The organism is Gardnerella sp. DNF01205, assembly GCF_049244135.1.
In the GTDB taxonomy this organism is placed as follows: domain Bacteria; phylum Actinomycetota; class Actinomycetes; order Actinomycetales; family Bifidobacteriaceae; genus Bifidobacterium; species Bifidobacterium leopoldii.
Genome location: NZ_CP058378.1, coordinates 295256 through 307560 on the forward strand (window position 1 = coordinate 295256; position 12305 = coordinate 307560).

Genomic DNA, 12305 nt, shown 5'->3' on the forward strand with positions numbered 1-12305 from the left:
AGTAACCGAAACAAAAAACACTACGAAATATTGACGTAACGCAAGTGTTGCAAAGAGTGCAAATATTCGCATATAGGTAATAATGCGAAGTCGTCAATGTTATTACGCATGTTGGTTGATTAGGTAAGTTAAGAAAAGGAGGAACCCGTGGAGGGTCCCGAAATTAAGGCTGTAGAAGCCGTTATTGATAATGGTTCATTTGGTAAGCGTACGCTACGCTTTGAAACTGGTCGACTTGCTCAGCAAGCAGATGGTGCTGTTGCCGCATATTTGGATGACGATTCCATGATTTTGTCGACGACGACTGCAGGATCTAGCCCGAAGGAAAATTACGACTTCTTCCCATTGACTGTTGATGTGGAAGAAAAAATGTATGCTGCTGGAAAGATTCCAGGTTCGTTCTTCCGCCGTGAAGGTCGTCCTTCTAACGAAGCAACGTTGGCATGCCGTATTATTGATCGCCCGTTGCGTCCATTGTTCCCACACACTTTACGTAACGAAGTGCAAGTTGTTGAAACAATTTTGGCAATTAATCCAGATGATGCTTACGATGTTATTGCTTTGAATGCGGCGTCTGCATCTACTATGATTTCTGGCTTGCCATTTGAGGGTCCAGTTTCCGGCGTTCGTTTGGCTTTGATTGATGGCCAGTGGGTTGCTTTCCCACGTTGGAGTGAGCGCGAGCGTGCAGTATTTGAAATTGTTGTGGCTGGTCGTGTGATTGAAAATGGCGATGTTGCTATTGCAATGATTGAAGCTGGTGCTGGTAAGAATGCTTGGAATTTGATTTACAATGATGGTCAAACCAAGCCAGATGAGCAAGTTGTAGCCGGAGGTTTGGAAGCTGCAAAGCCATTTATTAAGGTTATTTGCGATGCTCAAAATGAGTTGAAGCGTATTGCAGCTAAGGAAACTAAGGAATTCCAACTCTTCCCAGAATATACTGACGAACTTTATGCTCGTATTGACGAGATTGCTCATGCTGATTTAAATGAAGCTCTTTCTATTGCTGAAAAGCTTCCTCGTCAAGATCGTATCGCTGAAATTAAAGAAGGCGTGCGTGCTGCAATCGCTGAAGAATTCACTGATATGGACGAAGCCGAAAAGGAAAAGGAACTCGGCAATGCGTTTAAAGAATTGCAGCGTCAAATTGTTCGCCGTCGTATTTTGACTGAAGATTATCGTATTGATGGTCGTGGTTTGCGCGATATTCGTACGCTTTCTGCAGAAGTTGATGTTGTGCCTCGCGTACACGGTTCTGCACTCTTCCAGCGTGGTGAAACCCAGATTTTGGGTGTGACTACTTTGAATATGCTTAAGATGGAGCAGCAGGTTGATGCGCTTTCTGGTCCACAGACTAAGCGTTATATGCACAACTACGAAATGCCTCCATACTCCACTGGTGAAACTGGTCGCGTTGGTTCTCCAAAGCGTCGTGAAATTGGTCACGGTGCTTTAGCTGAGAAGGCTTTGGTTCCAGTATTGCCTGGACGCGAAGAGTTCCCATACGCTATTCGTCAGGTGTCTGAAGCTATTGGTTCTAACGGTTCTACTTCTATGGGTTCCGTTTGCGCTTCTACGCTTTCTTTGCTTGCTGCTGGCGTGCCTTTGAAAGCTCCAGTTGCTGGTATTGCTATGGGCTTAGTTTCTGGCGATGTTGATGGAAAGCATATCTTTAAGACTTTGACTGATATTCTTGGTGCAGAAGATGCATTTGGTGATATGGACTTCAAGGTTGCTGGTACTTCTGAATTCATCACTGCTTTGCAGCTCGATACGAAGCTTGACGGTATTCCAGCTGATATTTTGGCTGCCGCTTTGCAGCAGGCACATGAAGCTCGTACAACGATTCTTGAAGTTATTAACGAGTGCATTGATTGCCCAGCTGAGATGAGCCCATTTGCTCCACGCATTATTACAACCACAATTCCTGTAGACAAGATTGGTGAAGTAATCGGACCTAAGGGCAAGATGATTAACCAAATTCAGGAAGAAACTGGTGCTGAAATCGCTATTGAAGATGACGGTACTGTTTACATTTCTTCTGAAGGCGGCGAAGCTGCTGAGAAAGCTAAGGGAATCATCGATTCTATTGCAAATCCTCGCGTGCCAAAAGCTGGTGAAACTTTTACAGGCAAGGTTGTTAAGACCACAAGTTTTGGAGCTTTTGTGAATTTGACTCCTGGAACTGACGGTTTGCTTCACATTTCACAGATTCGCAATTTAGCAAATGGTGAGCGCATTGACACTGTTGAAGATGTGCTGAAGGAAGGCGATAATGTTGAAGTTATCGTACAAAGCGTAGATGAGCGTGGCAAGATTTCTTTGGCTATTCCAGGTTTTGAAGATCAAGAATCTTCTGCTCCAGCAGTGCGTGAAAATCGTTCCCGCGGTTCTCGCGACGATCGCGATTCTCGTGACTCTCGTGGCGATTACCGTCGTTCTCGCCGTGACGATCGCGATAATCATGATCGTGCGGATCGTGCAGAGCGTCCTCGTCGCCGCATGCGCGATGATCGTGACGATCGAGATCGCATGGATCGAAATGACCGATACGCGGATCGCGATAACCGTTATGATGACCGCAGCACTCGTCGCGACGACCGTCGTGCAGATCGTGATGACCGTTACAGTGATAACGATTTTGATGAGCGTCCTCGTCGCCGCGTGCGCGATGACCGTGACGATCGTTACGAAAATCGCGACGACCGTGAAGAGCGTGCCGACCGTGACGACCGTGAAGATCGTTCAAATCGTCGAGATTCAGAAAATCGTCGCGTATCTGATCGAAAGCCGCGTTATGCAGCTGATGACGATCACTATGACGAGTATCGTTCGGCTCGTGAAGAGCGCGCAGAGCGTCCTCGTCGCCGCGTGCGTCGCGATTTTGATCCATTTGAGGAAGATTAATCGCGCAAATAGTATTAAAGCAAAATTATTGCTAGATACTAAGTAAAAAATAAATATTCGTAGAAATGCCTTCAAGCTGCGTTTGCGTTTGGAGGCATTTCTTTTAGATAGCTATTTAAATGTTTTATGTAATCTGTGCAATAAAATAAAATATAAAAAGTAGTAAAATATTGTGACTGCGTAAAGTAGCGTAATGCAATAATAAATACTTACGGAAAATATAAAACTTACAAAATAGGGGTGAAATATGGTCATGCATCGCGCATTAGGTTCGTTTGATACAACCGCTATTGGTTTTGGCGAAATGCCATTGACAATAGAAAATAATCTTGGTCACGATATGGGAATTAAGACAATTCACGCAGCTCTTGATGCAGGTTGTACGCATATTGACACAGCTTGGGCATATTACTGCTCTGGCAGCGAGGAACAAACTGGTGAAAAGCTTGTTCGTGAGGCTTTAGAAAGCTGGAAAGGCGACAAATCTTCTATTTTAGTTGCAACAAAAGTCGGTCACTTCCGTAACTTTACTGACGGACGACCAACGTGGGGTAAGGATGGTAAGCCAGAGCATTTGATTCGTCACGCTAAAGAGTCTGCAATGGCTTTAGGCGTTGACACTATTGACTTGCTTTACTTCCACAGGCCAGATCCGGAAGTTCCATACAATGAGTCTATTGAAGCAATGCAACAGTTGCTTGACGAAGGTGTGGCTCGAGAAATCGGTATTTCTAACGCTTCTGTAGAGCAAATCGATATTGCACGCAATATTTTAGGAGAAAAGCTAGTAGCAGTGCAAAATCAATATTCTCCAGTTCATTTAGAGAATGAAGATACGTTGCAATATTGTGAAAAGCTTGGAATTGCTTTTGTTTGCTGGAGTCCTCTTGGTGGATTCCGTCATCCTTATGACGAGCATCTTTTCGATCCATTCCGCAAAGTTGCAGAAAATCATGGCGTAAGCTATCAGCAAGTAGTTTTGGCTTGGGAACTAGCTAAAGGCGATCACATATTCGTAATTCCTGGAGCTCACAGACCAGCTACAATTTTAGATAGTTTGAAAGCTTCCGATTTGCAATTAAGCAATGAAGAATTGGCTTATTTAGGCTGAAAGAAAACAATAAAATGCAAGAAACAAGCGTAACTGGTATGCCGTTGCCTCACGAAGATGAGGACGGTACGCCAATTCCTGTGACTATTCCGGTGGCTTTAGGAACTCACACTCATGCAGTTTTTACTACTAGATTGGGTGGAATTTCTGAAGGCTCATTTGCTTCACTTAATTTAGGCGGACGCGCAGGAGATAGTGAGGAGGCTGTAGCAAGCAATCGCGCAGCTTTACAAAAAGCTTTGCAAGCTGACTTGTCGCTTGTTGCTCAAGTTCATAGCAGAGAAGTATTTGACGCAGATAGTGTAGTAGATTCATGGAATACTTCTTACGGCTTTGATGCAACAGGTTTTGCGGATTCGCAATTGAGAATTGAAGCAGATGCGCAAGTTTCAACTGCGTGCTCGCTTGCATTAGGAATGTTTGCTGCAGATTGTTTGCCAGTTTTACTTGCGGACGACGAAGCTGGAGTAATCGCTGCAGCGCATTGTGGGCGAAAAGGATTGATGGCTGGAGTGCTTGATGCTGTTATCGAAGCAATGTGCGAAAAGGGAGCTGAGCGTTCTCGTATAACAGCAGTGCTCGGTCCATGTATTTGTGGAGATTGCTACGAAGTTGGTGAGAGTATTGCGCGCGATTTTGAAAAACGTTACCCGCAAACTGTAACAAAAACTCGTTTCGGTGGAATCGGTATTGATATTGCTGAAGCTGCTCGCATTGATTTAGCACTCGCAGGAGTTGCGAATATTGTTGACGCTTTGCCGCGAGTTACAGCTGCAACGCAATATTTATCTGAAGATGAGGAATTGCGTACGATTTGCGAAGTAGATGGGGAAGGTGAATCTTTGCCAGAACGTTTGCAAAATTTGCAAAACCCAATGTGCACTTTGGAAAATCCACTCTGGTATTCTCATCGACGTGCTAGTTTAGCTGGAAAATCGCATGAAGGTAGACTTCTTGCTTTAGTAATTCGCGACAAATAAGCGCATATGCTATATAAACAGTACTGTATTTGAGCTAGGTAGTAAGTGCAGTTGTGTGAGCTTAGCAAAAACGTGCGCAACACACGAGTGTTTTTTGCTTGTAAGTGATAGCGTTGATTCTGATGGTGTAGCACAGCGTTTTGTGCAGCTGTGTGGGGGCTTGTGAAAGGAATATTATGGTGGCTGATTTATTCCCAACCGCGTTGCGTGGGTACGATAAAGACAAGGTAAATGAAGCATTTGCAAACTATGAGCGTACTATTTCTCGTCTGCGTGAACAAGTGCGTTCAAGTGATGAATCAATTTTGCAATTACAAGCGCAATTGCAAGAAGAAAAAAATAATGTAAAACGTGCCAAAAGCGGAAATACTTTTGCGTCTTTAGGTGCAAATGCGCAACAATTGCTGGCATCTGCAGAACAAACTAGTTCTCAATTGCTTGAGCGCGCTAAGCAAGATGCTGCATCAATTAAAAAGAATGCACAAGCACAAGCCGGAACTTTGCTGAACAATGCAAAGCTGGATGCTGCACATTTAATGCAAGAAGCACAAACTAAAGCAGACACAATGCTTTCCAATGCCACGCAAAAGTCGACACAACTTATGCAAGCTGCGCAAGAAGATTCTGCACGTTTGCGCGATACTACTGCTAAAGATGTGCAAGCTCAAAAGACGCTGCAGAATTAGCTTTACAAAACGCTCAAGAAGAACATACAAAGCGTATGGCTTCAGAGCGCGCGCAACAAGAAAGCAGTATTTCGCAACTTAAGTCGGAAGCTGCTCAAAAAATTGCTGAGCAGCGTGCGGCTGCAAACGAAGAGATTGCGCGTGCTAAGGCTGAAACAAACGATCAGATTGAATCTGCTCTCGCTGAAGCAAATAAAAAGCTTGCTGATATGCGCGAACACGCTTCGAAGATGATGGCTGACGCACAGCGCAAAGCTGGCGAAATTACGGATGCTGCTGCCGCTAAAGCTCAAGAAATTGCAGATGATGCTCAAGTTGAACGTACGCGTACGTTAAGCCAAGTTAGTGCAGAAGTTGAGCAGATTCGCGCAGATATTGCTGCTCAACAGGAGGAAGCTACAAAGAAAGTCAATGCCTTGCTTTCTGGCTTGAAAGAGAAAGAAAGTGCAGCTCAGGAAGAAGCAGATGCTTTGGTTGCTCGTGCAAAAACTGTTCATCAAGAAGCTGACGAATATGCAGCGCAAACGCATCAGGCTGCGGATAGTCAGGCTGCTGATATTGTGCGCAAAGCTATGCAGGAGGCGACTGCTCAGGTTGAAGAGCGTAGAGCTGCAGCACAACAAGAGCTTGATGGCATGACGACTCGATTAACCCAATTGCAGCATCGTGAGGCAACTATTACGCAGCGAGTTACGGAATTGCGCTCGCTGTTTGCGAATGCTTTCTCTGGATTTGATTTTGGAGATGCTCAACAAAACCAACAAGTTGCGCAAGCTTCTGACGATAATGAGGATTCGGCGAATGCTCAATCTTCTGCGGATGCGAAGCAGGCTCAGCGAGATGTTCAAGCTGCGTTGGCTGAATCTGAGGAAGCTAGTGAAGCTAACGAGTCTCAAGAAAACCAAGACACAGATAATCAATAAAGAAAATATTATAAAATTTGTAGATTGGCTTAAGTATCGTACGTTAGAATGTGCTGGTATTTGAATAAATATTTGAAATAAATATTGATAATTAACAGGAAAGGTAGCATTGTGACTGAAATCACTGCTCTAACTGATGAAAAATTACAAGGTTTGCGTGAGGATTTTGACGCAAATCCTTTAAACCGTTTAGCTATGAATGGTGTGACTGCTGCTGGTATTGATAAAGTCGCGCGTAATTATGATCGTGCGCGCTTATTGCAGCGTCGTTTTTCTACCATTGTTGATAACGGAGATGCAACACATCAGGATCGTTCTGGCCGTTGCTGGCTGTTTAGCTCGTTGAACGTGGCTCGTTTCATTGCGAAGAAATCCCTTGGATTGAAGGAATTTGAGTTTTCTCAGAACTACGCAATGTACTATGACAAGCTTGAGCGAATTAACTACTTCTTGAAGGATGTTGCGGCTTTGGTGCGTGCAGGTGAGCCTTCAGATTCTCGTTTGATTCAGCATTTGTTGCATGACGTTATGGGCGATGGCGGTCAGTGGACCATGGCTATGAACGTTTACAAGAAGTATGGTGCTGTTCCTAAGGATTTGTTCCCAGAAACCGCTTCTTCTAAGAATACTGGTGCTATGAATACGCAGTTGCGTGCGCTTTTGCATACTGCTGTTGCTCATATGTATGCGAATGCCACTGAAATTGATGAGATTATTGCGGATGCTACTGCTGCAGGTCACAGGATTTTGACAATTCACTTGGGTGAGCCACCTAAGAGCTTCGATTGGGAGTGGACTGATAGCGACGGCAAGTTCCATCGCGATGGTGAGATTACGCCAGTTGAGTTCTGGAAGAAGTACGTGAATGCTGGTCTTGAGGATTATGTGTGCTTGGTTGACGATCCTCGCGCTGAACATCCTAAGGGCAAGAAGATTGCTATTGAGCACTTGGGTAATGTTGCTGGCGGAGACGCAACCGAGTATTTGAACGTGCCAAACCAGTTTATGAAGGATTGCGTGCGTAAGATTTTGGTTGAGAAGGGCATTCCAGTGTGGTTTGGTGCCGATTGTCATCCTATGATGGATCGCGAGAATGGCGCTTGGGCTACTGATTTGTTCGAGTATGGTCGCGTTTATGGCGTTGATTTTGATTTGGATAAGGAAGCGCGTGTGCGTTTTGCTGATTCTGCGATGAATCACGCTATGGCTTTTGCTGGTGTTGATGTTGCTGATGATGGTACGACTACTCGCCGTTGGCGCGTAGAGAACTCTTGGGGCACTGATATTGCAGATAAGGGTTACTTTACGATGAGTGACGACTGGTTTACTGAGTATGTGTACGAAGTTGCAGTGCCGAAGAATCTGCTTCCGGAAGAATATCGCAAAGCCCTAGAAGAACCAGCAATTGTTTTGCCGGCGTGGGATCCAATGGGCGCTTTGGCTTAGCTTAAGCGCATTGGGCGCTTAAGCTACTCCAAAGCGCCGCGCTCACTATTGCGAAAAGCACAGTGTGCTTTTCGCGTGAGCGCGGCGGTGCTTGCATCTTTATTCAAGATGCAAGCACCGACCACATCAAATGTGGTTGTGCTTTCAACGCAAGCTCGGCGGTGTACGCATCTTTATTTCAAGATGCGTACACCGACCCCACAGTTAGGTTAACTCTTTGCGCAAGCGCGGCGGTGCGCGTTTTGTTTTATAGGATGGTGACAAATGTCTTCTGCAGCTGAGCAGCGTACTTCTCGCGCGGTAAAGAAGGAGGTTGAGGAGGGGCGCAACCCTCTTAACTCTGCGAAGTTCCAGCGCTGGGAGGACCAGGTTGGTGTGGATCGCATTATTAACCGCCGCGTGCTTGAGCTGGAGCCGCTGCCGACTCCTGCTCAGGTGCTTGGCGAGTTGCCATTGTCGTCGTATGCGCAGGATATTGTTGCGCAGTCGCGTGATGAGATTCGTGGCTGTTTGAATGGCGACGACGATCGCCTTCTTGTTATTGTGGGCCCGTGTTCTGTGCATGATCCTAAGGCTGCTCTTGATTATGCGAATCGTTTGGCTAAGTTGCGTTCGGAGCTCGAAGATGAGCTTCTTATTGTTATGCGCGTGTATTTTGAAAAGCCGCGCACAGCTCTTGGCTGGAAAGGTTTGATTAACGACCCGGATATTGATGGAACGCATGATATTCATAAGGGTTTGTTGCTTGCGCGTAAGACTTTGCTCGGCGTGTTGGATGCTGGTTTGGCTGCTGCTACTGAATTTTTGGAGCCGACTAGCCCTCAGTTTATTGCGGATGCTGTGAGTTGGGGCGCGATTGGTGCGCGTAATACGGAGTCTCAGATTCATCGTCAGCTTGCTAGTGGTCTTTCTATGCCGGTTGGTTTTAAGAATGCTACGGATGGTTCCGTTTCTGCGGCTGTAAATGGCTGCTTAGCTGCGAGCCAGCATCATACGTTCTTTGGTATTGATCATCTTGGTCGCGCTTGTGCTGTGCAGACTCTTGGCAACCCTGATTGTCACGTGGTTTTGCGCGGTTCTAGTAAAGGTCCTAATTATGATGCTGCGTCGGTTGCTTCTGCTGTTGCTTCGATTCGTTTGCGCTTGGGCACTGGTTGTATGGCTTCTAACGGCGTGGTTGTGGATTGTTCGCATGGTAATTCTGGCAAGGATGAGCGTCGCCAGATTGAGGTTGTGCGTGAGATTGCAGATCGTTTGGCTGATGGCGAGCAGGGTATTAAGGGCGTTATGATGGAGAGCTTCTTGCAGGGTGGCAATCAAGATCCTGCTCCTCTTAGCGAGCTTGAATACGGCAAGTCTATTACAGATCGTTGCATTTCTTGGGAAGATACTGCCAATTTGCTAAGAATTTTAGCTAAATCTGTAGCAACTCGCCGTAGAGCTTAGAGATTAGAGATTGTAGTAAGATAATCTCAATTAATTTCTACTTGGCTTATATTCCTTACTGTATTTGCCGCCTATTTTTGCATTATATTTTGTGTACAAGGGAGTGTGTTGAAATGTATAACAAAGACTTGAATAAAGCTAATAAAGCGAATAAAGGTTTTATGTGTAAAGCATTACCGGTGGTGCGTTATATATTGTTAGCTTTGATTTACAACGGTGTGCTTTTGTTGGCTCTTGCATGGTATCGTGGCACGCATAGCGCTGGGTATACGCTTGTTACGTTTTCTGCTTTGTGGTTTAGCGTTTTTATGCCGTTTGTAACTGGAATTGCTTTAATTGTTTTTGCTAGCGGATGGCGTCGCATTGTTGGTACTTTAGTTTGTGTGCTTCTTATAGCTGGATTTTTTGCTTTTCTTGCTTTGCAGGATCAAATTATTGCGTTTTTCAATGTTCCTGTTGTGAATCCTTGGTTTGATTTTACGTGCGGAGCATTGCTGAAGATTGCGACTTTGACTTTTGTTATTATGACTTTAGTATGCGTGTTTTTGGTTAAGAATAACGATAAATGCGTAAGTAGCGAAGTAAAAAAGGATGATTCTGCTAATGCCTAGTACTGAGAAAATTACGAAAGTCGCTGTTGTCGGTGCTTTAGAGGAAGAAGTTGCACATATTGCTAGCGCGCTTGAAAACGTGACTCACGATAAGTCTGCAAGTCTTGATGTATCTTGCGGCACTCTTGACTCGGCGAATGGCAGTAAAATCGAAGTTGCAGCTACGGTTGGCGGAATGGGCTTAGTAAATGCTGCTGCAACTGTGCAGTATCTTATTGACACATACAATCCTCAAGCTGTAATTTTTTCTGGAATTGCAGGAAATCTTAATAAAAATTTGCATACGAACGATGTTGTTCTTGGAAAGACTGTAAAATATCTCGATACTGATATGCGTCTAATCGGTCAGTGGAAGCCGTTTGCAAGCGAATTTCATTCGGATGATTACTTGCTTAAAGTAGCTAGCAATGTATTAACTGACATGAAAATCACGCATATTGCTGGAACGATTGCGTCCGGCGGATATTTTGTTGATTCGCAAGAAAAAGTTGCGGAAGTAATTGCAGCTACTAAAGCAGATGCAGTTGAAATGGAAGGTGCTGCTGTCTTGCATGTTGCTGCTCGTAATGACGTTCCTGCGCTTATTGTGCGCGCAATGAGTGATAATGCAGACACTGAATACGAAACTTTCCGCGCTTTCGATATTTCCGAATACGCGGACACTGCTGCAAAAATTACTGTAAATATAATTCGCAATTTGTGACATTTCGACACGCCGATGTAGTCGCCGACCTTCATTTTGCTTAGGTCGCGTCAAATATAACGCCAAATACCGCCGTTTTTGATACCCACTTTATTTTTGCCGGTGAGGTTTTACCCACCTGTTTACGATGGTTGCGTTAATAAAAAAAGATAGGGATTAATTAAGAAAATGCGCCCAATTCGCAATACGGCTATAGGAACGCGAAAATGTGGTGGGGCGCAAGGCAATTCTTCGCGAAAGGAAAGAAGAATATGCGTAACGATATGAATAAGTCAAATATGAATAAATTTAATATGAATAAAAGCGCACTTAAGTTCCGTAGTATTGCTGCTGCGGCGCTCACTTTCGGCTTGTGCGCAACTTGCGCTGCTTGCGGCGACAATAGTCCAGCGGGCAGCAACAACGCAACCGGAGCGCAGAATGCAAAAATTTCCGGCAATTTCCAAGGCTCGGGTGCTTCTTCCCAGCAGGTTGCAATGGAAGCGTGGATTGCAGGATTCCAATCTAAAAATCCGGGTGCAAAAATTGCCTACAATCCAACCGGTTCTGGTGCTGGTGTTACCACTTTTATGACAGGAGCCACGGCTTGGGCTGGTTCAGACAAAGCGTTGAGTAACGACGAAGTTGAAAAGTCTAAGTCGGTTTGTGCTCATGGAACTACGGCTTTCGACGTGCCTGTGTATGTTTCACCAATTGCGATTATTTTCAACCTTAAAGGTGTTTCTGATGCTGGCAAGCATATTAATTTGGACGCTTCGACGATTGCTAAAATTTTCGACGGAAAAATTACGCGCTGGAATGATGACGATATCAAGAAGCAGAATCCTAAGCTAAAGCTTCCAGACACCCCGATTACTGTTGTTCACCGCTCCGATAAGTCTGGCACAACGCAGAATTTCTTAAGCTATGTGAAGGATGCGGCTCCAGACGATTGGTCGCACGATCTTAGCGAAAACTGGCCAAATAGCGTCGGTCAAGGCGCAAAGGGAACTTCGGGCGTTGTATCTACTATTCGCATGGCGAATGGTGCGATTGGTTACGCTGATTTTTCACAGGTCGGTAAGCTCGGCACTGTTGCAGTGAAAGTGGGGGATACTTACAATGAGATTTCTCCGGAAGCTGCTTCTAAAACTTTAGCTGATTCTGAAATTGACGCAGACGCTTCTGCAAAATATCCTAATCGCGTTGTTATGAAAATTAATCACAATACGCAATCTAAGGGCGCTTATCCAATTGTGTTAGTTTCTTACGATATTGCTTGCCCGGTTTATAAAGATGCAGGAACTGCTCGATTTGTGAAGTCTTGGCTGAGCTACGTAACTAGCGCGGAAGGGCAGAATGCTGCTTCTGCTGCTGCTGGAACAGCTCCACTCCCACAAAATTTGGTAAGCAAAATTAACGCATCGATTAAGTCTGTTAAAACAAGAAAATAAAAACTTTACAAACTGATATTATGAACGTATCGGTTATAAAGGAGAATGATTGAGTT

The 12305-nt window shown here is 44.8% G+C and carries 8 protein-coding genes and 1 pseudogene; all 9 read left to right on the forward strand.

Annotated features, from left to right (window positions below; genetic code table 11):
* Window positions 1-147 precede the first annotated feature (147 nt).
* On the forward strand, window positions 148-2910 hold the full coding sequence (locus HXT47_RS01245) for a polyribonucleotide nucleotidyltransferase (RefSeq protein ID WP_004105607.1): 2763 nt from the start codon (window positions 148-150) through the stop codon (window positions 2908-2910).
* A 247-nt stretch (window positions 2911-3157) separates the two neighbouring features.
* Window positions 3158-4021, forward strand: a complete 864-nt coding sequence (locus tag HXT47_RS01250) for an aldo/keto reductase (RefSeq protein WP_004105605.1) — start codon at window positions 3158-3160, stop codon at window positions 4019-4021.
* 14 nt (window positions 4022-4035) lie between these two features.
* Window positions 4036-5001: a polyphenol oxidase family protein gene (locus HXT47_RS01255; protein ID WP_004105603.1), complete on the forward strand. Its 966-nt coding sequence runs from the start codon at window positions 4036-4038 to the stop codon at window positions 4999-5001.
* Window positions 5002-5177: 176 nt separating this feature from the next.
* Window positions 5178-6610: pseudogene (locus HXT47_RS01260) on the forward strand (cell division protein).
* Window positions 6611-6721: 111 nt separating this feature from the next.
* On the forward strand, window positions 6722-8056 hold the full coding sequence (locus tag HXT47_RS01265) for a C1 family peptidase (protein WP_004105599.1): 1335 nt from the start codon (window positions 6722-6724) through the stop codon (window positions 8054-8056).
* A gap of 264 nt (window positions 8057-8320) precedes the next feature.
* Window positions 8321-9502 (forward strand): 3-deoxy-7-phosphoheptulonate synthase, encoded by a 1182-nt coding sequence (locus HXT47_RS01270; RefSeq protein WP_004574114.1) that lies wholly within the window; start codon window positions 8321-8323, stop codon window positions 9500-9502.
* A 113-nt stretch (window positions 9503-9615) separates the two neighbouring features.
* On the forward strand, window positions 9616-10113 hold the full coding sequence (locus HXT47_RS01275; RefSeq protein ID WP_004105595.1) for a hypothetical protein: 498 nt from the start codon (window positions 9616-9618) through the stop codon (window positions 10111-10113).
* Window positions 10106-10816 (forward strand): 5'-methylthioadenosine/S-adenosylhomocysteine nucleosidase, encoded by a 711-nt coding sequence (mtnN, locus tag HXT47_RS01280; RefSeq protein WP_004105593.1) that lies wholly within the window; start codon window positions 10106-10108, stop codon window positions 10814-10816. Before HXT47_RS01275 ends, mtnN begins: the two co-directional genes overlap by 8 nt.
* A 206-nt stretch (window positions 10817-11022) precedes the next feature.
* Entirely contained in the window at window positions 11023-12249 is a 1227-nt protein-coding gene (gene pstS, locus HXT47_RS01285) for a phosphate ABC transporter substrate-binding protein PstS (protein WP_112928872.1), read from the forward strand.
* Window positions 12250-12305 lie beyond the last annotated feature (56 nt).

Bases quoted from the DNA above. Each gene is read 5' to 3' on its own strand.
- HXT47_RS01255 (WP_004105603.1), top strand. From the start codon at position 4,036: ATGCAAGAAACAAGCGTAACTGGTATGCCGTTGCCTCACGAAGATGAG.
- HXT47_RS01275 (WP_004105595.1), top strand. From the start codon at position 9,616: ATGTATAACAAAGACTTGAATAAAGCTAATAAAGCGAATAAAGGTTTT.
- pstS (WP_112928872.1), top strand. From the start codon at position 11,023: ATGTGGTGGGGCGCAAGGCAATTCTTCGCGAAAGGAAAGAAGAATATG.
- HXT47_RS01250 (WP_004105605.1), top strand. From the start codon at position 3,158: ATGGTCATGCATCGCGCATTAGGTTCGTTTGATACAACCGCTATTGGT.
- HXT47_RS01270 (WP_004574114.1), top strand. From the start codon at position 8,321: ATGTCTTCTGCAGCTGAGCAGCGTACTTCTCGCGCGGTAAAGAAGGAG.
- mtnN (WP_004105593.1), top strand. From the start codon at position 10,106: ATGCCTAGTACTGAGAAAATTACGAAAGTCGCTGTTGTCGGTGCTTTA.